The sequence below is a fragment of the Pseudomonas sp. ANT_J28 genome (assembly GCF_008370005.1).
Classification (GTDB): domain Bacteria; phylum Pseudomonadota; class Gammaproteobacteria; order Pseudomonadales; family Pseudomonadaceae; genus Aquipseudomonas; species Aquipseudomonas frigoris.
In genome coordinates this window covers 62174-88108 of sequence record NZ_VOBM01000001.1, presented here as the reverse complement: position 1 = coordinate 88108, position 25935 = coordinate 62174, and the positions used below count along the sequence as shown (strand labels likewise).

Here is a 25935-nt window from a genome sequence, read left to right as displayed (position 1 = left end):
GGGCTGAAGTGCTGCTAATCTGAATGAAAATGACATGCATTAACGGTTTCTTTAACGTTTTTTTCTCATTTGGTTCTCTACATTCGCTGCAACTCAAAATATGCCAATGATTCGCATTGTTCTACCAGCGAATCTGCGTGCATGACTTCTAAAAAAGAACAGGAGCTGCCCACAGAATGAATGCCCGTATCCCTTCTTTCCTGAAAAAAGCATTACTGGCCACCGCGCTGCTGAGCGCCGGTCACGTGTATGCCGCAGATGCCGATGGCATCGTGGTCTACAACGCCCAGCACGAAAGCCTGACCAAATCCTGGATCGAGGGTTTTACCAAGGAAACCGGCATCAAGGTCACCGTGCGCAATGGCGACGACACCGAGATGGGCAATCAGATCGTACAGGAAGGCGCTGCCTCCCCGGCCGACGTGTTCCTGACCGAAAACTCCCCGGCCATGGTGCTGGTCGACAATGCGGGGCTTTTTGCGCCGGTTGCGCCGGCCACCCTGGAACAGGTCGGCAATGCTTACCGCCCGGCCCATGGCAAATGGGTGGGGATCGCCGCGCGCTCCACGGTGTTTGTCTATAACCCGAGCAAACTGCCCGAAGCCGAACTGCCCAAGTCGCTGATGGACCTCGCTGGCCCGAGCTGGAAAGGTCGCTGGGGCGTTTCACCGGCCGGTGCCGACTTCCAGGCTATCGTCGCCGCCGTGCTGGAACTCAAGGGTGAAGCCGCTACGCTGGAATGGCTCAAAGGGTTGAAGGCCAATGCCACGATCTATCGCGGCAACAGTGCGGTACTGAAAGCGGTCAACGCCGGGCAGGTCGACAGCGGCGTGATCTACCACTATTACAGCTTCGGCGACCGGGCCAAGACCGGCGAAAACAGCAAGAACACCGCCCTGCACTACTTCAAGCACAAGGACCCGGGCGCGTTTCTCAGCGTCTCCGGCGGCGGCGTGCTGGCGTCCAGCAAACACAAGGAACAAGCCCAGGCGTTCCTCAAATGGATTACCGGCAAAGATGGCCAGGCCATCCTCAAAACCGGCAAATCGTTCGAATACGCGGTGGGCAAGAACGCTGAATCCAACCCAAAACTGGTGCCTTTGCAGCAACTCGACGCGCCGACAGTCGATGCCTCAAAACTCGACAGTAAAAAAGCGGTGGAGTTGATGACTCAGGCGGGACTGCTCTAATTGATGCCTGAAACCTTACCAGCGGGTGTCGCCGAGGCGATACCCGCGAATTTGCGACGACGATCCCGCGGCCTCTTCGCGGGGCGCGGTGGCGCGTGGGTGACCGGTTTGTCGGTGCTGGTTTCGCTGCTATCGCTGCTGCCGATTGCCTTCGTCATCGGCGTATCGTTTCAGACAGGTTGGGCGACCCTTGTGCCGCTGGTATTCCGGCCGCGGGTCGCTGAATTATTGATCAACACCGTTTTACTGGTAGTGATCACGATTCCGTTGTGCGTCACGTTGGGCCTGTCTCTGGCCTGGCTGACAGAACGCACCAACCTGCCGGGTCGGCGCTGGTGGTCGTTGTTGGCCACCGCGCCGCTGGCGGTGCCGGCCTTCGTTCACAGCTATGCGTGGGTGAGTCTGGTCCCGCCGATTCACGGGCTGTTTGCCGGGGTTCTGGTCTCGGTCATCGCCTACTTCCCGTTCCTGTACCTGCCGATTGCTGCGACCCTGCGCCGTCTCGATCCGGCCATCGAAGACGTTGCCGAATCGCTCGGCCTCAAACCCTGGGCGATATTTTTCCGCGTGGTGTTGCCGCAACTGCGCCTGGCCATCTGCGGCGGCGCGTTGCTGGTGGGCCTGCACCTGCTGGCCGAATATGGCTTGTACGCGATGATCCGCTTCGACACCTTTACCACGGCCATCTTCGATCAGTTCAAATCCACCTTCAACGGCCCCGCCGCCCACATGCTGGCCAGCGTGCTCGCCCTGTGTTGCCTGGTGATGCTGACGGCAGAATCGGCCGCTCGCGGCACGGCGCGTTACGCCCGGGTCGGCTCGGGAAGCGCTCGTGAACAGCGGGTGGTGCGCCTGAAATCTGGTACAACCCTCCTAGCGCTAACGGTGCAGGTCGCGACCTGCGCGCTGGCGCTGGGCGTGCCATTGGTGACTTTAGGTAACTGGCTGATAGCCGGCGGTACGCAGGTCTGGCAGATGGACGAGCTTCTACCGGCGCTGGAACAGACGCTGCTGCTCGGCGTTGCGGGTGCCGCCCTCACCACCTGCGCCGCCATCCCGATTGCCTGGCTGTCAATTCGCTCTCCGGGCCGGTTGCAACGTGTACTGGAAAGCTGCAACTACATCACCAGTTCGTTGCCGGGAATCGTCGTTGCCTTGGCATTGGTGACCGTCACCATCCATTTCGCCCGGCCGATTTACCAGACGACTGTCACGGTGTTGCTGGCGTATCTGCTGATGTTTTTGCCCCGCGCCCTGGTGAGTTTGCGCGCCGGTATCGCACAGGCGCCGGTGGAGCTGGAAAACATGGCTCGCAGCCTCGGCCGCTCGCCCGCCCGGGCATTGTGGCTGATCACCCTGCGCCTGGCCGCGCCCGGCGCTGCCGCTGGCGCCGCGCTGGTGTTTCTGGCGATCACCAATGAGTTGACCGCCACCCTGCTGCTCGCCCCCAACGGCACACGCACCCTGGCCACCGGATTCTGGGCCATGACCAGCGAAATCGATTACGCCGCGGCTGCGCCCTATGCCTTGCTGATGATTTTGCTGTCGCTTCCCTTGACCGGACTTCTTTATCACCAATCCAAACGAACGGCTGGCCGATGAACGCTCTTGAACTCCACTCCATTTCCAAGTCCTACGGCGCCCATCAAGCACTGGAGGACATCAACCTGTTGGTGCCGACGGGCAGCCGAACGGTCATCGTCGGCCCGTCCGGCTCAGGAAAAACCACGTTGTTGCGGATGATCGCCGGCTTCGAATTCCCGGACGCAGGCCGACTATCACTCAATGGCCAAACGCTCGTCGACGACACCCACGAAGTCCCGGCGCATCAGCGTTTGATCGGCTATGTTCCCCAGGACGGCGCCCTGTTCCCCCACATGACCGTGGCCGCCAACATCGGTTTCGGGCTTTCGATCAAGGGCAGTGCAAAACAGGAGCGCGTCGCAGAGTTGATGGACAGCGTGGCGCTCGATGCAAACATGGCCAACCGTTGGCCCCATGAGCTCTCCGGCGGCCAGCAACAACGCGTCGCACTGGCGCGGGCATTGGCGCAACAGCCGCGCTTGATGTTGCTGGATGAGCCGTTTTCGGCCCTCGACACCGGACTTCGGGGCGCCATGCGCAAAATGGTCGCGCGGCTGCTGACAGACGCTGGCGTGACCACCATCCTGGTCACCCATGACCAGAGTGAAGCGTTGTCGTTTGCCGATCAGCTGGCGGTGATGCGCGATGGTCGGCTGGTGCAGTCAGGCCATCCGCTGGATCTTTACCGCTACCCCGAGGATGAACAAACCGCGCTGTTTCTGGGGGATGCCGTGGTCATGCCCGCCAGAATCGAAGCCGGTTGGGCCCATTGCGATCTCGGCCGGATACCGGTAAACAACCACCGGAACAACAAATCAGCGCAGATCATGCTGCGCCCCGAACAACTGCAACTCGTCAGCATCCAGCCCAGCCCAACCGAGGCTGCCGGGTGTCGTGCCGTTGTGACCGAGCGGGATTTCAGCGGTAATACCTGCACGTTGACGGTGGAACTGGAAACTTTGGCTTCCGGGCAACAGCCTGGTCGATCATTAATGGTGCGCAGTTCGGGCCTGTATGCGCCACCCGCCGGCAGTGCGGTTCACGTCTCGACGATCGGCCATGCCCACGTACTGAGTGAATCTTGAACCCTGTCCATCAAAGATCGAACCGGTCCACGGCCCTACGCCGCTCGTTGTCATCGCGCACATCGTAGTTGGCCGTGGTCTGGATGTTGCTGTGATGGGCGAGTTTCTGGGCGATCGACAAGTCATATTCCTCAATCACTCGGGTAATGAACGAACGTCGAAAATCATGCGGCATGATTTTCACCCCGACCTGCGCGCCCCGCTGTCGGGCGATGTAATAAATCGCATGTTTGGTGATGCGCTCGCGGGTGATGTGACTGCCGCGGCGGATGCGGTTGAACAGGAACGAATCGTCCGTTTCACCCTCCTTCAGTAGCGAGCGCCGCAGTTCCAGCCAGTCATTGAGTTTGGCGAACGCCCAGGCCGGTGCGTACTTGATCAATTGCTTGTTGCCCTTGGCGGTCACACGAAGGCTGCGTTCGGTGAAATCGACCTGGTTCAGGTCCAGGTTGACCGATTCCGATTTACGCATGCCCGAGCCATACAAAATCCCGATGATCGCCGCATCCCTCAACCCTTGTGGCCGTGGATCGGCGGCGCAGACCGCCATCAATTCCTGGATCAGCGTGCGCCTGAGGTTTCGCCCCTGGGACAATCGCGTGCCGGCAATCCCCTTCACCGAACGCATTTTCAGCAAGTGCTCCTGACTGATCAGGCTCATGCGCCACGCCTCGTTCATCACCCCGCGCACCGCGTTGACGTACAGCGAAGAGGTGTTCGGCGCGTAGCCGTCGGTGCGCAAGGTGGCCACCAGTGCAATGACATCTTCGGGTTGCAGGTTGTGCCAGGGAATCTCCTCGACGTTCATGTCTTCGAAGCCCAACCGGTCAGCGGCGTCCTGCAACACATAACGCATGGTCAGTTGGCTGGAGGGCGCCAGACGCGCCAGATACAGGGTCAACGGATTGGTCTTTGAGGGGGTTGAGTCGGTAGCGGGTAAGTCGATCAAACGAAACGGCCTTCAGTGGAAACAGTTCATTAAACAACTAAGGATTGAAACATCCTTCATGTAAAGCGGGACACTTCTGTAGGACTTTCTACTAGAAAACTCGATGAGCGGGAGAAGTCTGAACAGTGGCTGTATGACATCCAGATAAACGATTCGCCGACCGGTTTTTCATGTTCCTTTCACAAAATCGGGAATAACCTCAATGGATCCGGCCTGTCTCTTTGCGAGGGACCAACCTGCCGACCATGGCAGAAAATGTCAACCTATCTAAATCGTCAGGTATTTCGAGTAACTTATTGATGCAGCTTTTGTTTTAGCGTCTAAGCTTGCAATGGATCCAAATTTTTTTTAGCCTCACAGGCTATTCACTCTTCAGCCCGAGGTGTCCATGAGTCAGGCTTTTCTCCCCTTCTCCCGCCCCAGTATCGGCGATGAAGAAATTGCCGCCGTAGAGCAAGTATTGCGCTCCGGCTGGATCACTACCGGGCCGAAAAACCAGGAACTGGAAGAGCAATTCGCCAACTACGTGGGATGTCGTCATGCCGTGGCACTGTCCTCGGCCACCGGCGGGATGCACATCACGTTACTGGCATTGGGCATTGGTCCGGGCGATGAAGTCATTACGCCGTCGCAGACTTGGGTGTCCACCGCCAACATGATCTGCCTGTTGGGCGCGACACCGGTGTTCGTCGACGTTGATCGCGACACGCTGATGAGTGACCTGGCCAGCATCGAAGCAGCGATCACGCCGCGCACCAAAGCCATCATTCCGGTGCATTACGCCGGTGCTGCGTTCGATCTCGATCCGCTTTATGCGCTGGCCGACAAACACGGCATCCCCGTCATCGAAGATGCCGCTCACGCCGCAGGCACCTTCTACAAAGGTCGTCATGTCGGCGCGAAAGGCACGGCAATCTTCTCCTTCCACGCGATCAAGAACATGACCTGCGCCGAGGGCGCCATGTTCGTCAGCGACGATGAAGCCCTGGCCAGTCGTGTGCGCATGCTCAAGTTTCACGGCCTTGGCGTCGATGCCTATGACCGCATGACGCACGGCCGCAAACCTCAGGCTCAGGTCATGGAGCCCGGCTTCAAGTACAACCTGGCCGACATCAATGCCGCCATCGCCTTGGTGCAGCTGAATCGACTGGACGAAATCAACGCCAAACGCACGGAGCTGGCCGGTACTTATTTGCAGCGACTGGAAGGTTTGCCGGTGCAACCCCTGGCCCTTCCAGCCTATGCGCAGCAGCACGCCTGGCACCTGTTCATCCTGCGTATCGACACCGAGCGCTGCGGGCTGGACCGTGAAGCGTTCATGAAGGCCCTGCAAGCGCAGAACATCGGTACCGGCATTCACTTCATCGCCACTCACCTCCACACCTACTACCGCCAGCGCTTCCCCAACATCTATCTACCCAACACTGAATGGAATTCGGCACGACTGTGCTCGATTCCGTTATTCCCCGACATGACCACCGATGACGTCGATCGTGTGGTCGGTGCCATTGAAAACGTTTTGGACGCAAGCCTGTGAAACCTTACCCGATCCATTGCGTGTCGATCGTCATCCCGGTCTACAACGAGCAAGACAGCCTGCCCGAGTTACTACGGCGCACCGAAGCCGCGTGTCAGCAATTAAGCCACAAATACGAAATTGTGCTGGTCGACGACGGCAGTCGGGACGAATCGGCGCAAATATTGGAACAGGCAGCATCGCTCAAAGGCAGCCCAATAGTGGCGGTCATTCTCAACCGCAACTACGGCCAGCACGCGGCAATCATGGCCGGTTTCGAGCAGTGCAAAGGTGATGTGGTCATCACCCTCGACGCCGACCTGCAAAACCCTCCCGAAGAGATCCCGCGGCTAGTGGCTCAGGCCGAGCTGGGTTATGACGTGGTCGCCACCGTGCGCAACAACCGTCAGGACTCGGCGTTGCGCCGCTGGCCGTCGAAGCTGATCAATCTCGCCGTTCAGCGCTCCACCGGTGTCGCCATGACCGACTACGGCTGCATGCTGCGCGCGTACCGGCGAACCATCGTCGACGCCATGCTCGCCTGCCGTGAACGCAGCACCTTCATCCCGATCCTCGCCAATAGCTTCGCCCGGCACACCACGGAAATCGTCGTGAATCACGCCGAGCGCGAACACGGGGAATCCAAGTACAGCCCTATGCGGCTGGTCAATCTGATGTTCGACCTGATCACCTGCATGACCACCACGCCCCTGCGCTTACTAAGCATCGTCGGCTTCGGCATGGCGGCGCTTGGCGTGCTGTTCGCCATCGCACTAATCGTCTTGCGCCTGGCCTTTGGCGCCGGATGGGCAGGCGGCGGTACGTTCGTGCTGTTCGCCGTGCTGTTCGTCTTCACCGGCGGACAATTCATCGGCATGGGCCTGTTGGGCGAGTACCTGGGTCGCATGTACGGCGACGTTCGCGCCCGCCCCCGGTTCTTTATTGAAAAAGTCCTGCGTAACCAACCCGCTGCCCCTGCTCCCGTTGTCACCGTTGACGGTCTTACCTCCATTTCTTCAGATCAGGTTCACTCATGAGTGCAAAAGCTGTTGTCTTCGCCTATCACGATATTGGCTGTGCCGGCATCGAATCCCTGCTTAATTGCGGTTATGACATTGCCGCTGTGTTTACTCATCCTGATGATCCCAAGGAAAACGCGTTCTACGGCTCCGTTGCGCAACTGTGCGCACGCAAGGGCATTCCGGTGCACGCCCCGGAAGATGCCAACCACCCGTTGTGGATCGAGCGCATCAGCAAGCTCAACCCGGATTACCTGTTCTCGTTCTACTACCGCAACCTGCTGAGCGAACCACTGTTGGCCACAGCCAGCAAAGGCGCCTTCAACCTGCACGGTTCGTTGTTGCCGCGCTACCGTGGTCGTGCGCCGGCCAACTGGGTGCTGGTCAACGGTGAAACCGAAACCGGTGTAACCCTTCACCGCATGGTCAAACGGGCCGATGCCGGCGCAATCCTCGCCCAGAAAACGGTGGCGATTGAGCGCAGCGACACGGCGCTGAGCCTGCACGAAAAATTGCGTCTGGCCGCTAGCGACTTGCTACGTGACACGCTACCGCCGTTGCTTCAGGGCAAAGTTAACGAAACCCCACAGGACGAATCCAAAGCCACGGTGTTTGGCCGTCGCACGCCAGCCGACGGCAAACTGGTCTGGAACAAACCGGCGGAAGAACTGTTCAATCTGGTTCGCGCCGTCACCCAGCCTTACCCGGGCGCCTTCTGCGCCGTGGGCGAACACAAGCTGATTGTCTGGAGCGCAGAAGTCGCCCAGGGCAATGAAGGTCAAGCGCCTGGTCGCGTCATCAGTGTCGACCCACTGCGTATCGCCTGCGGCAAAGATTCCCTGGTGATCACCGCCGGCCAGCGTAACGACAACGGCCTGTACCTCAGCGGCCCACAACTGGCCAACGAACTGGGTCTGGTGGACGGTTCCGTACTGCGTGGCGCCGAATCCGGTCGCGCCCCGCGTCGCACCCGTGTGCTGATCCTCGGCGTCAACGGCTTCATCGGTAACCACCTGTCTGAGCGCCTGCTGCGCGACGATCGATACGAGGTGTATGGCCTGGACATCGGCTCGGACGCCATCGAACGCCTGCGCAGTCACCTGAACTTCCACTTCGTCGAAGGCGACATCAGCATCCACTCCGAGTGGATCGAATACCACATCAAGAAGTGCGACGTGATCCTGCCACTGGTGGCGATCGCCACGCCGATCGAATACACCCGCAACCCGCTGCGAGTGTTCGAGCTGGACTTTGAAGAGAACCTGAAACTGGTTCGCTACTGCGTCAAATACAACAAACGCGTGATCTTCCCGTCGACCTCGGAAGTCTATGGCATGTGCCAGGACCAAAACTTCGACGAAGACACCTCCAACCTCATCGTCGGTCCGATCAATAAGCAGCGCTGGATCTACTCGATCTCCAAACAACTGCTCGACCGGGTGATCTGGGCCTACGGCCAGAAAGGCCTGAACTTCACGTTGTTCCGTCCCTTCAACTGGATGGGCCCACGCCTCGACCGCCTGGACTCGGCACGTATCGGCAGTTCCCGCGCGATCACCCAGCTGATCCTCAATCTGGTGGAAGGCACGCCGATTCGTCTGTTCGATGGCGGTGAGCAAAAACGCTGCTTCACCGACATTGCCGATGGCGTGGAAGCGCTGGCGCGGATCATCGACAACGAGAACGACGCCTGCAACGGCCAGATCATCAACATCGGCAACCCGGACAACGAAGCCAGCATCCGGCAGTTAGGCGAAGAGCTGTTGCGTCAGTTCGAAGCGCACCCGTTGCGCGACAACTTCCCGCCGTTCGCCGGGTTCCGCGATGTCGAAAGCAAAGCGTTCTACGGCACCGGTTATCAGGACGTGTCGCACCGCAAACCAAGCATCGCCAATGCCAAACGTCTGCTTGACTGGACCCCAACGGTTGAAATGAGCGAGACCATCGGCAATACGCTGGATTTCTTCTTGCGCGAGGCCATGCTCGAAATCGCGGACAAGCGCTGATGCGGGCAGGTCTGCGGATTGATGTCGACACTTACCGAGGCACCCGTGAGGGGGTGCCGCGGCTGCTGGAAATCCTCGATGAAGCGCAGGTCAAGGCGACGTTTTTCTTCAGTGTCGGGCCGGACAACATGGGGCGTCATTTATGGCGCCTGATCCGGCCGCAATTTCTCTGGAAAATGCTCCGCTCCAACGCGGCCGGCCTGTACGGCTGGGACATCTTGCTGGCCGGCACCGCGTGGCCCGGCAAACCGATCGGCCGTGATCTGGGGCATTTGATGCGTCAAACCGCGGCAGCCGGGCATGAAGTCGGCCTGCACGCCTGGGATCATCATGGCTGGCAGACCAATGCCGGGCGTTGGAGCGACGCGCAGCTGGTGGAGCAGATTCGTCAAGGCGTGGATGAACTCAGCGACATCCTCGGGCAACACATCTGGTGTTCGGCCTCCGCAGGTTGGCGGGCGGACGAGCGCGTGATCGAGGCCAAGCAAGGTTTCAACTTTCGCTACAACAGCGACTGTCGCGGCCAGAGCCTGTTTCAGCCGGCCCTGGCCGGTGGCGGTCTCGGTACGCCGCAGATTCCGGTGGACCTGCCGACGTTCGATGAGGTGGTCGGCACCAGCGTGGCGGCCAAGGACTTCAACGCCTTCATTCTTGATCGCTTCAACCCCGAAAAACTCAACGTCTACACGATCCATGCCGAAGTAGAAGGGATTCTGATGGCCAACGATTTCCGCAAACTGCTGGCCGATGCGTGCCAGCGGGACATCCATTTTCAACCCTTGGGCGATCTGCTGCCCGAGGCCCCCGAAACCTTGCCGGTCGGCCGGGTACTGCGCGGCACCCTCGAAGGACGCGAAGGCTGGTTGGGAGTGCAAGGCGTATGAGCAAGCGCTGGGCATTACCGTTGTTGCTGGCCATCTTCGCTCTGGCGTACCTGCTGCCGCTGGGCAGCCATGGCTTATGGATTCCCGACGAAACCCGCTACGCCCAGATCAGCCAGGACATGCTCCTGAGCGGTAACTGGGTGTCGCCGCATTTCATGAGCCTGCGCTATTTCGAAAAGCCGGTGGCCGGTTACTGGATGATCGCCGCCAGCCAAGCGTTGTTTGGCGACAACCTGTTCGGCGTGCGGTTTGCTTCCGCGATGAGCACCGGGTTGAGTGTGTTGCTGTGCTACCTGATCGCCCGCCGGCTCTGGAACGAACCACGCAAGAGTTTTGCCTGCGCGCTGCTGTACATGAGTCTCACCGTCATCGCTGGCGCCGCGGGCTACGCCAACCTCGATCCGCAATTCACGTTCTGGGTCAATTTGAGCCTGGTTGCCTTGTGGTTTGCCCTGGACAGCGTCAGCCGTGGCCAGCGTCTGATCGGTTGGGCGGTGTTGGGTCTGGCCTGCGGCATGGGGTTCATGACCAAGGGTTTCCTCGCCTGGCTGCTGCCGGTGCTGATCGCCCTGCCCTGGATGATCTGGCAAAAACGCTGGCGTGAACTGCTGATCTACGGCCCGCTGGCGATTGTCGTGGCCATCGCCGTCAGCTTGCCGTGGGTCTTGGCGGTGCACGCGCAGGAGCCCGATTACTGGCGGTTCTTCTTCTGGCACGAACACATTCGCCGCTTCGCCGGCGATGACGCCCAGCATGACGCGCCGTGGTGGTTCTATTTGCCGTTGCTGGTGGCGTTCAGTCTGCCGTGGGTGGCGTTGCTGCCGTCGGCGCTTAAACAGGCGTGGGACACACGACGCCAGGCCGATATCGCTTTCCTGCTGCTGTGGCTGCTGATGCCGCTGATTTTTTTCAGCCTCAGCAAAGGCAAATTGCCCAGCTACATCCTGCCGTGCCTGCTGCCGCTGGCGTTGCTGCTGGGCCATGCACTGGCGGATCGTTTGAAGCTGGAGCAAGGCCGGGTACTGGGCATCAATGGTCTGCTGAACCTGCTGCTGGGCCTGACGACCCTGGTGGCCCTGGTCTACCTGCAACTGAAAAAACCACTCTACAACCATGAGCTGCACAACCTGGTGCTGGTGTTCATCGGTTTGACCGGCTGGATCATAGCCAGCCTGCTGCAAGCCTTCCGACCATTGCAATGCTGGGCCGCCCCGGCGTTCGGCAGTCTGTTGCTGATCGGGATATTGCCGGCCGGGATGCCCGAGTCGGTGGTCGCCAACAAGATGCCCGACCAATTCATCCTCGAGCATGCCCAGGAACTCGGCCAGACCGACCAGTTGCTGAGCAACGACCTCGGCGCCGCCGGGGCGTTGGCCTGGCGTCTGAAACGCCCGGACGTGGCGTTGTACAACACAATAGGCGAATTGAAATATGGCCTTGCCTATCCTGACGGCGCACAGCAGCGAATCGACCCGCACCAGGTTCAAGCGTGGATGCGCGACGCCCGCCAGAGAGGTTCGGTCGGCGTGGTCATGCGCATCAAGGGTGACGACGAACTGCGCGAAATCGAACTGCTGCCCAAGGATGGCAAGCGTTATGAACAAGGCAACATTGTGATTCTGATTTTTCCTCAGGAGACGTCATGAGCCTGTTACTGCTCTTGGCCGCCTGCCTGCTGACCTGCCTGGGCCAGATCGCCCAAAAATACGCGGTTGAAAGCTGGCGCGACAAGGCGTCGGGCTGGACCGAGAAACTGCGTTCGCCGTGGCTGTGGCTGGCGCTCGTCTCTCTGGGATTGGGCTTGCTGGTGTGGCTGCTGGTGTTGCAGCGCCTCGAAGTCGGCATCGCCTACCCCATGCTGAGCCTCAATTTCGTACTGATCACCCTGGTTGCCCGCTTCGTTTTCCACGAAACCATCGACCGTCGCCACTGGTTGGGTGTGGCACTGGTGATCGGTGGCGTGGTGCTGTTGGGGCAACACACATGAACCTGCGTCGCGGAATTACCTTCGCGCTGGGCAGCGTGTTGCTGGTCAGTGCCGCGCAATTGGGCATGCGCTGGAGCATGAGTCGCCTGCCGCCACCCGAACATTGGTTCACCACCAGCATTGATCTGTCCGCTGTCGCCGTGGTGCTGGTCGCCATTCTCGCTTACGCCCTGTCGATGCTCAGCTGGCTTGCCGCCCTGCGGGATTTACCGCTGGGCCGGGCTTATTCGCTGCTGAGTATCAGCTACGCGCTGGTGTACCTGCTGGCCGCCAGCCTGCCGCTGTTCAACGAAGCGTTCAGCCTTTCAAAAACCATCGGGGTGGCCCTGGTCATTCTCGGTGTCATTACCATTAACTCTCGGCCTGCTCGCACGCGCGAACTCAGGAGTGCCCCATGAAAATCAGTGTATTTGGTAGCGGTTACGTTGGTCTGGTGCAAGCCGCCGTCCTGGCAGAAGTTGGCCACGACGTGGTCTGCATGGACATTGACGAGAAGAAAATCGAGCTGTTGCAACAAGGCCACGTGAGCATTTTCGAACCGGGGCTGGCCAGCCTGGTGCGCGAAAGCCTGGATGCCAAACGCCTACAGTTCACCACCGACGAAAAACTCGCGGTGCAGCATGGCCAAGTGTTGTTTATCGCGGTCGGCACACCGTCCCGGGAAGATGGTTCGGCGGACCTGAGTTATGTGCTGTCGGTGGGAGATGCCGTGGCGCGTCATCGTGAACAACCGGTGATTCTGGTGGAGAAATCCACGGTGCCGGTGGGCACGGGTGACACCTTGCGCGCGCATATCGACAAGTGCCTGATCAAGGTCGGTCGGCTGCTGCAGTTCGATATCGTCTCCAACCCGGAGTTTTTGAAAGAAGGCTCGGCCGTGGCCGATTGTCGGCGCCCGGACCGGATCATCATCGGCTGCGAACGCGATGAGGTGCGTGACGTAATGCGTGACCTCTACGCGCCCTTCAACCGCAATCATGACCGGGTCATGTTCATGGACCTGCGCAGCGCCGAGCTGACCAAGTACGCCGCCAACTGCATGCTGGCGACCAAGATCAGCTTCATCAACCAGATCGCCGAACTGGCCGAACACCTGGGCGCCGACATCGAATCGGTGCGCCTGGGCATCGGCGCCGACTCGCGCATTGGTTACCACTTCATCTACCCCGGTTGCGGTTATGGCGGCTCGTGCTTTCCCAAGGACATGCGTGCGCTGATCCACAGCGCCGAAGAGGCGCATTGCTCCAACGATTTGCTGAAAGCGGTAGAAGCGATCAACGAGCGTCAGAAGCACAAACTGTTCGAGCGCATCAACGCGTTCTACAAGGGCGATTTGCGCGGCAAGACCTTTGCCGTGTGGGGACTGGCGTTCAAACCGAACACCGATGACATGCGCGATGCACCGAGTCGAGTGCTGCTGGAATCGCTGTGGGCCGCGGGGGCTAACGTCCGCGCGTTCGACCCGGAAGCCATGCAGGAAACCCAGCAACTGTATCCCGATGAACCCAAGTTGATGCTCATGGGCACACCGGAATCGGTATTGTCCGGGGCTGACGCGTTGATCATCTGCACCGAATGGCAGCAGTTCAAGGCCCCGGATTTCAACCTGATCCAACAGCGGCTCAACGCACCGGTGATCTTCGACGGACGCAACCTCTACGACGCCGATCGCCTGGCCCGCGCTGGTTTCAAGTACTTCCCGATGGGCCGCGGTGAATCGCGCAATCTGCCGATTCCGCATCAGCAGTGGCCCGCTGCTTCGGGCATCGCTTGATTTCGATATCACCCGGTATCCGCCGACAGTCTCTAGGCATAGGGCTGTTGGCGCTGCTGCTGTTCAGCGCCGGGGTGTATCAGCAGACGTCGATTGGCTTCGATTCGCGTTTTGTCCTGTTCGCTCAGGAAATGCTGCGCCACGGGCCGTCTTTTTATCCGACCACCTATGGCCAGCCGTATGCGGACTACTCTGCGCTGACGACGCTGTTCATCTGGCTGCTGTCGCTGCCGTTCGGGCAAGTCAACAGCCTGACGGCCTGGTTGCCGAGCGCCATTGCCGGGGCGGTGATCGTCACGTTGATGTACCGGCTGCTGGCGCCCTACTCCCAGCGCTGGGCGTTGCTGAGCATCGCCCTGATGCTGCTGACCAACACCTTTGTCACCGAAGCCCGTGCCGTGTCCCTGGATCTGATGCTCGCGGCGGTGGCATTTGCGGTGTTCTACCTCGGCTATGCCGTCGATCATTTCGCAGCAAAGCGCCGGTGGTGGCTGATCTTTGCCTTGTTGCTGCTGGGCTTCGGGATTCGCGGGCCGATCGGGCTGGTGATTCCCACCGGCATGCTGTGCAGCTATTTTTTGCTCAATCGACAATGGCAGCATTTTTTGGGTTTTGGCCTGGTGGCGTCGGTGCTGCTGGCCGTGTGCGTTGGCGTGCTGCTGTGGCTGGCGGAAACCATTGGCGGCCCGGACTTCATGCACGACGTGGTGCGCATGCAGTTCATGGGGCGTCTGGACGGTAGCGAAGGCGTCAGCGGTTCGCTGTATTACTTCACCGGCTCGGTGGGCAACTATGCGCTCGCGTATCCGTTGGCGTTGCTGGTACTGGCCGCCGTCTGGCTGACAACTCCGCGGCAGGCCGGTCCCGCGTTGCGCCTGTTGCAGTACTGCACGGCAGCCGGCCTGATCGTGATGGTCGGGCTCTCGATCCCCCAGGCAAAAAAAGCCCGTTACCTGCTGCCGATGTTACCCATGGCAGCGATCATTGCGGCGTATCCGTTTCAGGTGGCGCAAGGTCGGGTTTTCCTGTGGTTGCGGGGGTTGATGCAAGGGCTGTGGCTAGTGGTCCCTGCCCTGTTGATTGGCGGACTGCTGGTCGCCCAGCGACGGTTTCCCGATGAACTGACAACGCTAACTTCGATACTGATCATGCTTGGTGTGCTGCAAGTCATTGCCTTGGCGGTGCTTGTACGACCGCGCTGGCGGACGCAAACACTTGCCTTTTGCGCGGTCCTGGCGCTGTGGTCGGTATATGTTTTGGTGTTCGAGCCGGTCGAACGTCAGCTCTACGACACCCGCACCTTCAGCCGCGCAGCATTTACGCTGGTGCAAAAAGACCCGGCACCGCTGGTGTTGCATGTCATGGGCAAAGACGCCAAGGCGATCAAGTTCATGGTCAACCTCGAACAGGACTTGCAGCCGGTTTTCACCGAATCGACCCAAGAACTGGAAAACCTTCAGAGGCCAGCGTGGTTGATGATGGATGAAAACGACTACCGCGCCCTGCAGGGCACGCCGTTGGGTGCGTTGCCGCCCGTGTTGAGCGGGCGTTTCGACAAAAACGATTACGTATTGCTGCATTCCACCCTGTAACGCGTTACATCCACAGATTCGCTCTCGTCCTACCGAACACCCGGAAACGCCCTACATATATGCGGAAACATTTTCAATAAGGTGCCGCATCGACAAAAGGAGCGGCACCTACATGGCTAATCACGGTTACATGACCATCACAGGAAAGACTCAAGGACTGATATCGGCGGGTTGTTCAACTCAAGATTCTATCGGCAACAAATGTCAAACAGCGCATACCGATGAAATCATGGTGCTGTCTTACAGTCACAACATGTCCAATATAGGAAACATCAATAAGCCTACACACCGCCCGCTCGTCATCACAAAAAATGTCGACAAATCATCTCCATTGCTCGCGCAAGCGCTATCAAGTAGAGAGGAAATTAGCTGTGCGATAAGTTTCTACCGGATTTCTTCGTATGGTCTTCAGGAGAAATTCTTCAGTATTGAAATTGAAGGCGGAATTATTGCCGACCTGACACTTGATATGCCCCATGTGGTTTTACAGAACGATGTCGAACCCCAAGAGCACGTTGCTATTCGCTATCGCGAAATCACGTGGAGGCACCATCTCGCAGGAACCAGCGGATACGCTTCATGGGGAAATAACGAATGGGACAGTTGAAGGATCGCTGCGAAAAAAGTAGTTGCGATTACTGGGCGGTCAGTAAGGCGGCAGCTAACTTGACCCAACAAGCCTGCACATTGGGCGCCCGCCATATCAATGACGGGACACTACGCCTGCAATTCAATCGCGAGGTGTCTTATTACGCTCGGGGGATTGTTAATGATGTGGCGCAGGGGCGAAAGAGTGCTGAGCAGGGTTTGAAAGAGATAAAGAGCGAACAGAGTAGTTTGCTGAGTCAAGCATCGGAGATTGCACAGAAAGGTGTCGGAGCGATTGCAGGAGCACTTCAAATCGCGACAGGTGCTGGGATTTGCTACGGGTCGGCGGGTACGCTGTGCCTTTTATTTGGGGCGCCAATGATGGCCCATGGTGCAAATAATGTTTATGAAAACGGACGTAATATCCTAGAGAATCGCACTGACACAGTAGGTCCGGTAAGAAAAACATACCAAGCAGTGGCACAGTCATTTAAATATACGGAGCGAGAAGGAAACATCGCCTATGGTTCCTTCGATGTGGGAATGTCGATATATGGAACTGGAAGACTTGTATTGAAACCTGACTCGTGGCGATTGTTTCGGCACGTTCGAACAGACTATGTTCGCGCATACCAAAACACACCCACTCCTATATTTATATTAGAACGCAGCGCTGATGCAATAACCACAAATGGAATATATAAAGAGTGGAGAAGAAAAGACGAGACTGATCAATGATTATCAACAAAATCAAAAAAACTATATTTCTCATCCGAATTTATTTATTGATCATTTCTTGTGCCGGCTTCCACACTGTAGTTATTTTGTCCATAATTTCTTACTTTATAGAAGTGGATTATATGATTGCCAGGCTAATGGGCGTCATTTGCTTTGCCGGCTTATCTGTTTATTTTTTGGTAGCTTTTCCTAAAAAACTTCAGGAAGCGTTACAGGGAAAGCGAGAATAACAAAAGATAGTTGCCGCACGGAATTATCTCAACTAAAAAACTTAACTTTTACCGTCATTCCGAGCTTTCGTTGCGCTGTTTGAATTCATCCCTGCTTTACAAGTTTGATGTGTCTGGCTTTCAAATCGGCGCCTTCAAATCCACACCCAGCGCCCGCGCAAACGCCTTTACCAGCGGACTACGCACAGTGTTGTGACGGAGGATCAAATTGAACGGCGTAACGATGTTGATCAGGTCCCGGCGTACGGCGCGAAGCTGCCCTTTAGCCACCATATTGGCAGCGTAGTTCTGTGGAAGGAAACCTGCGAACCGACCAGTTTTGACCAACAGCGCCACGGCTTGCACCTGAGTCGCCGAGGCAGAGAAGCTGTCGTAGTGGGCGAAATTCAGTTTGTCGCGATGAATCGCGTAGCGGTGGTTGATGCACTCGTAATTCTTGAGCACGTTGCCGACCATTTCTGCTTCCGACCCGGCCGGTGCAGGGTCATTGCCGGTTGGAGGCTTATGCCGATGAACAACGGGGGGATCCGCGGATTGCTCACTGGATGTCGCGCATCCGTGTTGAAGTGGATCGGCAACTGTTAGAGAGTGGCGAGCCCGTCATCAGCGTGGGAACGATCAGTCAGAGATCATTAAATAAGGATATTTGCCCCACCGTGGCCACTTACTCACTCGTTATCCGCCGGTTGATGATCGTTTCGCTGACCATCGTCGTCAGCCGCGCCATCACCAGCCCGCTGCTGACGTTGTTCCTGAGCAACAAACTCGGCCTCAACCAACAGGACGTTGGCTTGCTGCTGGGCATCGCGGTGTTCATCGCCACCTTGCTCGCACTCTACGGCGGTTACATCATCGACCGCCTCGAGAAGCGACGCCTGCTGATCCTGGCGATGCTCTCCAGCGCCATTGGTTTTGTGCTGCTGACCTTCGCCGACAACCTCTACCTGACCACCGCCACCCTGGTGATCACCGAAACCGCCTCGGCGCTGTTCCTGATCGGCTCGAAGGCGATCCTCAGCGAAAACCTGCCCATGGGCCAGCGCGCCAAGGCGTTTTCCCTGCGCTACACCTTGACCAACATCGGCTACGCCACCGGCCCGATGCTGGGCGTGGTGATTGCCGGTGTGTATCCGATTGCACCGTTCCTGATCGCCGGCGGCATCGCGTTCTTCAGTATTTTCCTGATGATCGGGATACCGAAGGACTCGACCCAGGCACCCGCGATTGGCCAGCCCGCGAGTTTTCTCAAGACGCTGGTCACCCTGAAAAACGACCGCACGCTGATCATGTTCACCTGCGGCTGCCTGCTCAGTACCGTGGTCCACGGCCGTTTCACCTTGTACCTGTCGCAATATCTGCTGGTAACCCATGACTCCAAACGGGCACTGGAAACCATGGCCGCCCTGCTCGCCTGCAATGCGATCAGCGTGATCCTGCTGCAATACCAGATCGGCCGTTTCCTCAAGCGCGAACAATTGCGTTACTGGATCGCGGGCGGTACCAGTCTGTTCATCGTCGGGTTGATCGGTTTCAGCCTGGCTGACAGCCTGGTGTCGTGGTGCGTGGCAATGTTCATCTTCACCCTCGGTGAAATGATCATTTACCCCGCCGAATTCCTCTTCGTCGACACCCTGGCCCCGGAAGAACTGCGCGGCAGCTATTACGGCGCGCAAAACCTCGCGGCCCTCGGGGGTGCCCTGAGCCCGCTGATTTGCGGTTACCTGCTGATGCACACCCCCGCACCAACGATGTTTTATGCCCTGAGCGCACTGACCGCCATGGGCGGTTTTCTGTGTTTCATGAGTGGTCGTCGGGTGGCGTTACAGCAAAATTAATGCACTAAAACTGCATTAATATGAATTTGTCAGCATCAGGAATGAACGGCACACTGTGCCCGTTCCTCCCCCAATAGTTGGAACAACTTCAAGGGCTTTCTGGGTATCCCAGCTAAGCCTTTTTTTGCCTCGGTTTTTTCCACGGATCGTCTGCCTCATGTTTGCTCGCTGGTTTCCCGCCGCCATCAACACCCGCCCCTCCGAATGGAGCCGCGCCGCCATCGGCATGTCCTTGGGCACGATGTTCAGCGTCTGGCTCTGCAGCCAGGTATTCGGCATGCAAGTGGCGCAGCACCTGATCGGTCCGCTGGGTGCATCGGCCGTGTTGCTGTTCGCGGTGTCCTCCGGCGCCCTCGCCCAACCCTGGTCAATTCTTGGCGGTTATCTAAGCGCAGGGGTGGTTTCACTGCTGGTCGCCCACGTACTCGGACGAACCCTCGGCAGCGCTTGCCTGGCGGCCGGCATGGCACTGATTCTGATGTGCTGGCTGCGTTGCCTGCACCCGCCGGCCGGGGCGTTGGCGCTGCTGTTGGTGTTAGCAGACCCGGCGACCATTGCCCTCGACTGGAAAGCCCTCGGCCCCGTGATGCTCAGCGGATCGACCATGCTGCTCAGCGCCCTGGCCTACAACAACCTGACGCGCATTCGTTACCCAAAACGTGCCAGCGAACCGGTGTCCAGGGTGCCGGCCGACCACCCGCCCATCGACAGCCAGGCGATCACCGCACAAGACCTGAAACTGGCCCTGGCGGACATGGAAGCCTTCTTCGACGTCACCCCCGAAGACCTCGAACAGTTGATCCATGCCAGCGAGTTGCATGCCAAACGACGCAGTATTGGTGAAGTACTCAGCAGTAGAACCTGAAGAAACACAGCTCCCCTGTGGGAGCGCCAACCCAAAAATCTGTTCAGGCTGCTGACTGTTGCCGCACCGGCACCGCCAGACTCACCGCGCGCACCGATGAACCGGCATTCAGCCCCAAGCTCTTCGCAGTCTCTGCATCGACAATCAACGTCCCGGCAGCCACCCGCGCCGGTGCCGCGGTAATCCGGCACTCGGCAAATTGACGGTTATGAATCAGGTATGTTGCCGCCTGCTCCCCCGGAGTGCCGATGCTCAGTTGCAGCACCTGGCTGTCGCGCACCGCACGGATGTCGCCAGTGGCGCATTCGATCAGCGGGCCGCCGTCGAAGATGTCGATGTAATCGCGGTGTTCGAATCCTTCAGCCTTGAGCATGCCCAACGCCGGTTCGGTGTTGGGGTGGACGCGACCGATGACTGTTCTTGCGGCTTCAGGCAACAGGCAGGTCGGCAGCGGAAACTTGGGCATCAGCTCGGCGATGAAGGTCTTGTTACCCAGCCCGGTCAGGTAGTCGGCATCGGCAAAATCCATTTTAAAGAAGTGCCGCCCCAGACCTTCCCAGAACGGTGAAACACCCTCTGCGTCCGAGTAGCCGCGCATCTCGGCGATGACCTTTTCACCGAAGTACTGACGAAATTCCGCCAGAAACAGGAACCGCGCCTTGGACAGCAAGCGCCCGTTCAGACCGCTGCGGTGGTCGGCATGCAGAAACAGCGAACACAGCTCCGAATGGCCGGTCATGTCGTTACCGAGGAACAATGTCGGCAGCTGTTGATTGATCCCGAGGTTTTTCGAGGCCGCGACAAACAGGCCCAGTCGATAGTTGTACCAGGGCTCGCGCAGGCCGACGGCACCGGCCAGTGCGCAAATGCCGATGGCTTCATGCTGGTCATTTTCGAGCACAAACAGGTAATCGGCATCGGCGCGCTCGGCCTCGCCGGCGAAGGTTTTCGCCGCCCATTCCAGACGCTGACGCAGACGCCCCGCGTCGGCCGGCAAGGTGGTCAAACCGGTTCCGGCGCTTTGGGCCAGGGCTAACAGTGCCGGCAGGTCTGCCGGTGTGGCTGGACGAACGATCATTGCAGTTGCTCCCGGGTAACCCGATGTTTGGACAGAAAGACCTCGGCCAGCATGCAGCGCGCGCTGCCGCCGCCGATGCGCTCGATGGTGTCGATATTGACGGGGAGTGGCGTGGTGTGGGCTTCGATCAAACGACGTTGCGCGGCATCCAGCGATTGCCAGGCCGTGCGCGACATCACCAGCAAGGGTTCGTCCGCAGCGTTGCGGACTTCCAGCATGTTGCCGGCGAAAGATTCCAGTTGCGCCCAGTTCAAGGCGATCACCTGCTTGCCGCTGTCTTCCAGGCGTTTACGCAGGGCCAGGCGTTCGGCCGGCTGAGTGACCGACGCCAGGCAAGCCACGGCCAGGCGCGTGCCGACATTCATCATCAGGTAAATCGCGACGCCCTGGCGGTCCACTGCATTGAAGGCGCACAGCTCGTAACCCAAATGACTGACCACCTCATCCAGGGCACGGGAATGGGTGCGGGTGGAATAACCGGCGTAGCAAATCCGCTGCTGACGATCCAGCACCATGCTGCCGGTGCCTTCGAGGAATACTTCCTGCTGTTCGAGGCTGGAAAGGTCCAGTAACTGTTCGACGCGGTACTCGTCCGGCTGCTGGAATCGGTTGTTCGCCGCCGTGTCCTGATTGAAGGAGAAACGTGTCGGGCGAATCATCAAAACGGTATTGGTGGTTTGCATGGGCACAGATTCAATGAGGGTTAAGAGGTACTCATTGTCTGTTTCGCAGGCTGGAAAACCCGGTTGATAAGTGGCGGCGGCGTGATGGAAACGGCTGAAAAACGTGTGTGGCCCAGCCGATTCGGCGACGGCCAGACAAAATAAATCGCAGCCCGAAGCTGCGATTTATTTGATCTGCCAAACCTATTCCATCGTGGTCTTGACCATCGCCAATTCCGGATGACTCACCAACTTGTCGATGTGCAAATCCGGGTCATCAAACCAGACTTCAGTCAGCACCCGGTAATGCTCCATGTCCCGGCAACGCATGCGCAAGCTGTAGTCGAACGCACCGCTGATCAACCGACATTCAAGCACCTGCGGGCAGGCGCGGACCTTGGCTTCGAACGCCTTTTGCGCCGCCCGCCCACTCTGGTTGGACAACGCCACCAGTACCAGCAACGACAAGCCTGGCGTCAGTTTCTTTTCATCGAGAATCGCGCCATACCCGCGAATGACCCCGAGCTGTTCGAGCTTGCGCACCCGCTCCAGGCACGGCCTGGGCGTCAGGTGCACGCGCTCGGAAAGCTTTTGATAAGTGATGCGCCCTTCGTGGCGCAGCACTTCGATGATTGCCTGATCGATACGATCAAGCACGATCGACAGATCGCGGATATCCGCCATGTACGTCTTGCCTCACTTTAAACGACCCGATAGAAATTGCTGCAAACGTTCACTTTTTGGCTGGTCGAGGATCGTAGCGTCACCCTGCTCCTGGACCTTTCCCTGATGCAAGAACAACACCTGGCTGGAAACCTGCCGGGCAAACCCCTTCTCGTGGGTCACCATCAACATGGTACGGCCTTCCTCGGCCAGCGCCTGAATTACCTTCAGCACCTCACCCACCAATGCCGGATCGAGTGCCGAAGTCGGCTCGTCGAACAACAGAATCTCCGGTTCCACTGCCAGGGCACGCGCGATCGCCACAGCAAATACAACGCCGCTGCGGAGGCGTCGAGGCGACCAAATACCAGGTCGGCGTAGACCAGGTCCTGATTCTGATAGGCCCGCAGTTTCACGCCGCCGGGTGCCAGTTTGGCCCGGGCGTAGTTTCCTGAATCGTGCCCTGCATATAACCGATGGTCTTGCCCGGCAGCGACTCGGCGGTGGGCAACAGGCCCGAATCCTTGCGGGTGACGATGGCGGTCGGCCCGGCATACAGGCGATCGGTGAAGTCGATCTGTTTTTTGTGCGCATCGGTCACCGTCATCAACGATTCGATGGCATCGTACTTGCCCGCATTGAGCGCCGGAATCAGCCCGTCGAAGTCATTGCTGACCCACACGCATTTCACCTTCAATTCGGCGCAGATCGCGTTGCCCAAATCCACGCCAAAGCCCTGCACGCCGCCATCGGCGGTGGTGGTGGACTCAAAAGGCGGGTAGCTCGGGTTGACGCCGAATCGCAGCTCTTTCCATTCCTTGGCACTGGCACTGGCACTGGCACTGGCACTGGCACCGGTGGTGCAGCACAGCAATGCGATTGCCGGCAAGGTCAGCCATTTGATGTTGATCATCTTCTTGAGTCCCGGATATTTGGATTTATCGCGGTCTGGCGCCTGCGCCTAACCACACTTTTTGACAGGGGCAGAGAGTCGATACGGTATTCACCGCAGCCGTATTTGTTGTTGTTTTCGACCGACCCGAGCCAGTCGTCGGAGTGCAGTCCGTTCCATGCGCATCGTCACAAGCGCTTGAAATGGCCGTCAGAATGCCAATTGCCAGGCCACTGCAGGTGTCGTAAGCCCCAGTTCTGACAGCCCAACTGCGCTGAACGGGTGGCTCTCACAGCCGATTCTGTCGTTGGTCCCTAAGGCTGCGATATTTTGATCTTGCCTTAAGGTAAAAATGCACACGACTCCTGCACATATGCCGGTTGTACATCACAAATTTGCACTGTTACGATCCAGCATCGCTCGCGCGCGGGCTTCTCTATAAAGAACAATAAAAGCAGGGAGTTAGTGATGACTGCTCAAGTTTCTTCTCCGGGGACTTCGTCCATGGATGCCACGCAAAACGAAATGCTGGCCGAGGTTCGCAACCACATCGGTCACCTGACCCTCAATCGCCCCGCCGGCCTCAACGCCATCACCCTGGACATGGTGCGCAACCTGCAGCGTCAGCTCGACGCCTGGGCGCTGGATCCGCACGTACACGCGGTGGTCTTGCGCGGTGCTGGCGAGAAGGCGTTCTGTGCCGGCGGCGACATCCGTTCGCTGTATGACAGCTTCAAAAACGGCGACACGCTGCACGAAGATTTCTTCGTTGAGGAATACGCCCTCGACCTCGCGATTCACCATTACCGCAAACCTGTGCTCGCATTGATGGACGGTTTTGTCCTGGGCGGTGGCATGGGTCTGGTGCAAGGCGCTGACCTGCGGGTGGTCACCGAGAAAAGCCGTCTGGCGATGCCGGAAGTGGCGATCGGTTATTTCCCGGATGTCGGTGGCAGCCATTTCCTGCCGCGTGTTCCCGGTGAACTGGGTATTTACCTCGGCGTCAGCGGCGTGCAGATCCGGGCAGCCGATGCGCTCTATTGCGGCCTGGCCGACTGGTATCTGGAAAGCGACAAGCTGGGCACCCTGGACGAGCAACTCGATCAGCTCGAATGGCACGAAACGCCATTGAAGGACCTTCAAGGTCTGCTGGCGAAACTCGCCGTGCAGCAACTGCCGGCACCACCTTTGGCGACGTTTCGCCCGGCCATCGATCACTTCTTCGCCCTGCCCGATGTGCCGAGTATTGTTGAGCAACTGCGTGAAGTAACGGTCGCCGACAGCCACGAGTGGGCCACGACCACCGCCGACCTGCTGGAAAGCCGTTCACCGCTGGCCATGGGTGTGACCCTGGAAATGCTCCGTCGTGGTCGGCACTTGAGTCTGGAAGACTGCTTCGCCCTTGAGCTGCACCTGGACCGTCAGTGGTTCGAGCGCGGCGACCTGATCGAAGGCGTACGCGCCTTGCTGATCGACAAAGACAAGAAACCGCGCTGGAACCCGCCGACCTTGCAGGCGCTGGACGCCGAGCACGTCGCGAGTTTCTTCACGGGTTTTGACCAAAGCGGGAGCTGAGCCATGCACGATATCGAATTGAGCGAAGAGCAAGTCATGATCCGCGATATGGCCCGGGACTTCGCCCGCGGCGAAATCGCCCCCCACGCCCAGGCCTGGGAAAAGGCCGGCTGGATCGATGACGGTCTGGTGGCGAAGATGGGTGAGCTGGGTCTGCTGGGCATGGTGGTGCCCGAGGAATGGGGCGGCACCTATGTCGATTACGTCGCTTACGCCTTGGCCGTGGAAGAGATTTCGGCCGGCGACGGCGCCACTGGCGCACTCATGAGCATCCACAACTCCGTGGGCTGCGGTCCGGTCCTCAACTACGGCACTGAAGAACAGAAACAGACCTGGCTACCGGATCTGGCCAGCGGTCAGGCCATCGGCTGCTTCTGCCTGACCGAACCCCAGGCCGGCTCCGAAGCCCACAATCTGCGCACCCGCGCCGAACTGCGCGATGGCCAGTGGGTGATCAACGGCGCCAAGCAATTCGTCAGCAATGGCAAACGGGCGAAACTGGCCATTGTGTTCGCGGTGACCGATCCGGACCTGGGCAAGCGCGGCATCTCGGCGTTCCTGGTGCCGACCGATACCGCGGGTTTCATCGTTGATCGCACCGAACACAAAATGGGTATTCGCGCGTCCGATACCTGCGCGGTGACCCTGAGCAACTGCACGATTCCCGAAGCCAACCTGTTGGGTGAACGCGGCAAAGGACTGGCGATTGCTCTGTCGAACCTTGAAGGCGGCCGCATCGGCATCGCGGCGCAGGCGTTGGGCATTGCTCGCGCGGCATTTGAAGCGGCGCTGGCCTACTCGCGGGATCGGGTGCAGTTCAACAAGCCGATCATCGAGCACCAGAGCATCGCCAACATGCTGGCCGATATGCACACCCGGTTGAACGCGGCACGACTGTTGATCCTGCATGCCGCGCGGTTGCGCAGTGCCGGCAAACCGTGTCTGTCGGAGGCTTCACAGGCCAAATTGTTTGCTTCGGAGATGGCCGAGAAAGTGTGTTCGTCGGCGATGCAGATTCATGGCGGGTATGGGTATCTGGAGGATTATCCGGTGGAGCGTTATTACCGGGATGCGCGGATTACGCAGATTTATGAAGGGTCGAGCGAGATACAGCGGATGGTGATTGCTCGGGAGCTGAAGCACTACCTGGTGTGATGCCCCAAAAGCATCGTCGGATCGCCGCCCGGAGACAAGCTCGCTCCCACAGGGTTCTCTGGTATACA

The 25935-nt window shown here is 58.8% G+C and carries 23 protein-coding genes and 3 pseudogenes; 19 read left to right on the top strand and 7 right to left on the bottom strand.

What is annotated here, in order from left to right; translation table 11 throughout:
* The first annotated feature begins 176 nt into the window (after nt 1-176).
* The 3 genes from FQ187_RS00365 to FQ187_RS00355 are packed head-to-tail and all read left to right on the top strand — an operon-like array spanning nt 177 to nt 3859.
* Nucleotides 177-1190: an iron ABC transporter substrate-binding protein gene (locus tag FQ187_RS00365; protein ID WP_149627970.1), complete on the top strand. Its 1014-nt coding sequence runs from the start codon at nt 177-179 to the stop codon at nt 1188-1190.
* 3 nt (nt 1191-1193) lie between these two features.
* Nucleotides 1194-2792, top strand: a complete 1599-nt coding sequence (locus FQ187_RS00360; protein WP_149627969.1) for an iron ABC transporter permease — start codon at nt 1194-1196, stop codon at nt 2790-2792.
* Nucleotides 2789-3859 carry an ABC transporter ATP-binding protein gene (locus FQ187_RS00355; RefSeq protein ID WP_149627968.1) on the top strand — a complete coding sequence of 357 codons (1071 nt, stop codon included), beginning with the start codon at nt 2789-2791 and terminating at the stop codon, nt 3857-3859. The genes FQ187_RS00360 and FQ187_RS00355 overlap by 4 nt, the downstream gene beginning before the upstream one ends.
* A 10-nt stretch (nt 3860-3869) precedes the next feature.
* Here the strand turns inward: FQ187_RS00355 and xerC are convergent, their stop codons facing one another.
* A complete protein-coding gene (xerC, locus tag FQ187_RS00350; RefSeq protein WP_371925485.1) occupies nt 3870-4808 on the bottom strand; it encodes a tyrosine recombinase XerC in 939 nt (312 codons plus the stop codon).
* A 388-nt stretch (nt 4809-5196) separates the two neighbouring features.
* On the opposite strand from xerC, the gene arnB reads away from it, so the two are divergent.
* From arnB to FQ187_RS00290, 12 genes are all read left to right on the top strand, one after another.
* Complete coding sequence (gene arnB, locus FQ187_RS00345) at nt 5197-6345, top strand: UDP-4-amino-4-deoxy-L-arabinose aminotransferase (protein ID WP_149627967.1); 1149 nt, start codon at nt 5197-5199, stop codon at nt 6343-6345.
* Entirely contained in the window at nt 6342-7361 is a 1020-nt protein-coding gene (arnC, locus tag FQ187_RS00340; protein ID WP_149627966.1) for an undecaprenyl-phosphate 4-deoxy-4-formamido-L-arabinose transferase, read from the top strand. The genes arnB and arnC overlap by 4 nt, the downstream gene beginning before the upstream one ends.
* Entirely contained in the window at nt 7358-9349 is a 1992-nt protein-coding gene (arnA, locus tag FQ187_RS00335) for a bifunctional UDP-4-amino-4-deoxy-L-arabinose formyltransferase/UDP-glucuronic acid oxidase ArnA (protein WP_149627965.1), read from the top strand. Before arnC ends, arnA begins: the two co-directional genes overlap by 4 nt.
* Nucleotides 9349-10233, top strand: a complete 885-nt coding sequence (gene arnD / locus FQ187_RS00330; RefSeq protein WP_149627964.1) for a 4-deoxy-4-formamido-L-arabinose-phosphoundecaprenol deformylase — start codon at nt 9349-9351, stop codon at nt 10231-10233. Before arnA ends, arnD begins: the two co-directional genes overlap by 1 nt.
* The gene (arnT, locus tag FQ187_RS00325) at nt 10230-11879 is read left to right on the top strand and encodes a lipid IV(A) 4-amino-4-deoxy-L-arabinosyltransferase (RefSeq protein ID WP_149627963.1); all 1650 of its coding nucleotides are present in this window, start codon (nt 10230-10232) and stop codon (nt 11877-11879) included. Before arnD ends, arnT begins: the two co-directional genes overlap by 4 nt.
* The gene (gene arnE / locus FQ187_RS00320) at nt 11876-12220 is read left to right on the top strand and encodes a 4-amino-4-deoxy-L-arabinose-phosphoundecaprenol flippase subunit ArnE (RefSeq protein ID WP_149627962.1); all 345 of its coding nucleotides are present in this window, start codon (nt 11876-11878) and stop codon (nt 12218-12220) included. The genes arnT and arnE overlap by 4 nt, the downstream gene beginning before the upstream one ends.
* Complete coding sequence (gene arnF / locus FQ187_RS00315; RefSeq protein WP_149627961.1) at nt 12217-12618, top strand: 4-amino-4-deoxy-L-arabinose-phosphoundecaprenol flippase subunit ArnF; 402 nt, start codon at nt 12217-12219, stop codon at nt 12616-12618. Before arnE ends, arnF begins: the two co-directional genes overlap by 4 nt.
* Nucleotides 12615-13994 carry a UDP-glucose/GDP-mannose dehydrogenase family protein gene (locus FQ187_RS00310; protein WP_149627960.1) on the top strand — a complete coding sequence of 460 codons (1380 nt, stop codon included), beginning with the start codon at nt 12615-12617 and terminating at the stop codon, nt 13992-13994. Before arnF ends, FQ187_RS00310 begins: the two co-directional genes overlap by 4 nt.
* A 5-nt stretch (nt 13995-13999) precedes the next feature.
* The gene (locus FQ187_RS00305; protein WP_149628071.1) at nt 14000-15586 is read left to right on the top strand and encodes a glycosyltransferase family 39 protein; all 1587 of its coding nucleotides are present in this window, start codon (nt 14000-14002) and stop codon (nt 15584-15586) included.
* Nucleotides 15587-15698: 112 nt separating this feature from the next.
* Nucleotides 15699-16193, top strand: a complete 495-nt coding sequence (locus FQ187_RS00300) for an Hcp family type VI secretion system effector (protein WP_149627959.1) — start codon at nt 15699-15701, stop codon at nt 16191-16193.
* A complete protein-coding gene (locus tag FQ187_RS00295) occupies nt 16181-16912 on the top strand; it encodes a DUF4225 domain-containing protein (protein ID WP_149627958.1) in 732 nt (243 codons plus the stop codon). Before FQ187_RS00300 ends, FQ187_RS00295 begins: the two co-directional genes overlap by 13 nt.
* Nucleotides 16909-17142 (top strand): hypothetical protein, encoded by a 234-nt coding sequence (locus FQ187_RS00290; protein WP_149627957.1) that lies wholly within the window; start codon nt 16909-16911, stop codon nt 17140-17142. The genes FQ187_RS00295 and FQ187_RS00290 overlap by 4 nt, the downstream gene beginning before the upstream one ends.
* A gap of 120 nt (nt 17143-17262) precedes the next feature.
* Here the strand turns inward: FQ187_RS00290 and FQ187_RS00285 are convergent.
* Nucleotides 17263-17598 (bottom strand): annotated as a pseudogene (locus FQ187_RS00285) (LysR substrate-binding domain-containing protein); the annotation flags it as partial.
* A 200-nt stretch (nt 17599-17798) separates the two neighbouring features.
* Between FQ187_RS00285 and FQ187_RS00280 the strand changes: the two are divergent.
* Both FQ187_RS00280 and FQ187_RS00275 read left to right on the top strand, forming a co-directional pair.
* A complete protein-coding gene (locus tag FQ187_RS00280) occupies nt 17799-18977 on the top strand; it encodes an MFS transporter (protein WP_149627956.1) in 1179 nt (392 codons plus the stop codon).
* Between the two features lie 157 nt (nt 18978-19134).
* Nucleotides 19135-19842 carry an HPP family protein gene (locus FQ187_RS00275; RefSeq protein WP_149627955.1) on the top strand — a complete coding sequence of 236 codons (708 nt, stop codon included), beginning with the start codon at nt 19135-19137 and terminating at the stop codon, nt 19840-19842.
* 43 nt (nt 19843-19885) lie between these two features.
* Here the strand turns inward: FQ187_RS00275 and astA are convergent, their stop codons facing one another.
* The 5 genes and pseudogenes from astA to FQ187_RS00250 all read right to left on the bottom strand — a co-directional run.
* Nucleotides 19886-20920, bottom strand: coding sequence for an arginine N-succinyltransferase (gene astA / locus FQ187_RS00270; RefSeq protein ID WP_149627954.1), 1035 nt, complete (start codon nt 20918-20920; stop codon nt 19886-19888).
* Nucleotides 20917-21603 (bottom strand): arginine deiminase-related protein, encoded by a 687-nt coding sequence (locus FQ187_RS00265; RefSeq protein ID WP_149627953.1) that lies wholly within the window; start codon nt 21601-21603, stop codon nt 20917-20919. Before FQ187_RS00265 ends, astA begins: the two co-directional genes overlap by 4 nt.
* Nucleotides 21604-21786: 183 nt before the next feature.
* On the bottom strand, nt 21787-22266 hold the full coding sequence (locus tag FQ187_RS00260) for an Lrp/AsnC family transcriptional regulator (protein ID WP_007974731.1): 480 nt from the start codon (nt 22264-22266) through the stop codon (nt 21787-21789).
* 12 nt (nt 22267-22278) lie between these two features.
* Nucleotides 22279-22575: pseudogene (locus FQ187_RS00255) on the bottom strand (histidine/lysine/arginine/ornithine ABC transporter ATP-binding protein); the annotation flags it as partial.
* A 14-nt stretch (nt 22576-22589) separates the two neighbouring features.
* Nucleotides 22590-23158 (bottom strand): annotated as a pseudogene (locus tag FQ187_RS00250) (transporter substrate-binding domain-containing protein); the annotation flags it as partial.
* A 447-nt stretch (nt 23159-23605) separates the two neighbouring features.
* Here FQ187_RS00250 and FQ187_RS00245 point away from each other — a divergent pair.
* Both FQ187_RS00245 and FQ187_RS00240 read left to right on the top strand, forming a co-directional pair.
* A complete protein-coding gene (locus FQ187_RS00245) occupies nt 23606-24712 on the top strand; it encodes an enoyl-CoA hydratase/isomerase family protein (RefSeq protein ID WP_149627952.1) in 1107 nt (368 codons plus the stop codon).
* A gap of 3 nt (nt 24713-24715) precedes the next feature.
* The gene (locus FQ187_RS00240; RefSeq protein ID WP_129443945.1) at nt 24716-25867 is read left to right on the top strand and encodes an acyl-CoA dehydrogenase family protein; all 1152 of its coding nucleotides are present in this window, start codon (nt 24716-24718) and stop codon (nt 25865-25867) included.
* Nucleotides 25868-25935: the final 68 nt, after the last annotated feature.

What these genes read in the sequence shown, in the direction of transcription:
- FQ187_RS00245 (WP_149627952.1), top strand. Translation starts at nt 23,606, where the DNA reads ATGACTGCTCAAGTTTCTTCTCCGGGGACTTCGTCCATGGATGCCACG.
- astA (WP_149627954.1), bottom strand. Translation starts at nt 20,920, where the DNA reads ATGATCGTTCGTCCAGCCACACCGGCAGACCTGCCGGCACTGTTAGCC.
- arnB (WP_149627967.1), top strand. Translation starts at nt 5,197, where the DNA reads ATGAGTCAGGCTTTTCTCCCCTTCTCCCGCCCCAGTATCGGCGATGAA.
- FQ187_RS00275 (WP_149627955.1), top strand. Translation starts at nt 19,135, where the DNA reads ATGTTTGCTCGCTGGTTTCCCGCCGCCATCAACACCCGCCCCTCCGAA.
- arnT (WP_149627963.1), top strand. Translation starts at nt 10,230, where the DNA reads ATGAGCAAGCGCTGGGCATTACCGTTGTTGCTGGCCATCTTCGCTCTG.
- FQ187_RS00355 (WP_149627968.1), top strand. Translation starts at nt 2,789, where the DNA reads ATGAACGCTCTTGAACTCCACTCCATTTCCAAGTCCTACGGCGCCCAT.
- FQ187_RS00295 (WP_149627958.1), top strand. Translation starts at nt 16,181, where the DNA reads ATGGGACAGTTGAAGGATCGCTGCGAAAAAAGTAGTTGCGATTACTGG.
- arnE (WP_149627962.1), top strand. Translation starts at nt 11,876, where the DNA reads ATGAGCCTGTTACTGCTCTTGGCCGCCTGCCTGCTGACCTGCCTGGGC.
- FQ187_RS00260 (WP_007974731.1), bottom strand. Translation starts at nt 22,266, where the DNA reads ATGGCGGATATCCGCGATCTGTCGATCGTGCTTGATCGTATCGATCAG.
- FQ187_RS00310 (WP_149627960.1), top strand. Translation starts at nt 12,615, where the DNA reads ATGAAAATCAGTGTATTTGGTAGCGGTTACGTTGGTCTGGTGCAAGCC.
- arnA (WP_149627965.1), top strand. Translation starts at nt 7,358, where the DNA reads ATGAGTGCAAAAGCTGTTGTCTTCGCCTATCACGATATTGGCTGTGCC.
- arnF (WP_149627961.1), top strand. Translation starts at nt 12,217, where the DNA reads ATGAACCTGCGTCGCGGAATTACCTTCGCGCTGGGCAGCGTGTTGCTG.
- FQ187_RS00365 (WP_149627970.1), top strand. Translation starts at nt 177, where the DNA reads ATGAATGCCCGTATCCCTTCTTTCCTGAAAAAAGCATTACTGGCCACC.
- FQ187_RS00300 (WP_149627959.1), top strand. Translation starts at nt 15,699, where the DNA reads ATGGCTAATCACGGTTACATGACCATCACAGGAAAGACTCAAGGACTG.
- FQ187_RS00240 (WP_129443945.1), top strand. Translation starts at nt 24,716, where the DNA reads ATGCACGATATCGAATTGAGCGAAGAGCAAGTCATGATCCGCGATATG.
- FQ187_RS00265 (WP_149627953.1), bottom strand. Translation starts at nt 21,603, where the DNA reads ATGCAAACCACCAATACCGTTTTGATGATTCGCCCGACACGTTTCTCC.
- arnD (WP_149627964.1), top strand. Translation starts at nt 9,349, where the DNA reads ATGCGGGCAGGTCTGCGGATTGATGTCGACACTTACCGAGGCACCCGT.
- FQ187_RS00360 (WP_149627969.1), top strand. Translation starts at nt 1,194, where the DNA reads ATGCCTGAAACCTTACCAGCGGGTGTCGCCGAGGCGATACCCGCGAAT.
- FQ187_RS00290 (WP_149627957.1), top strand. Translation starts at nt 16,909, where the DNA reads ATGATTATCAACAAAATCAAAAAAACTATATTTCTCATCCGAATTTAT.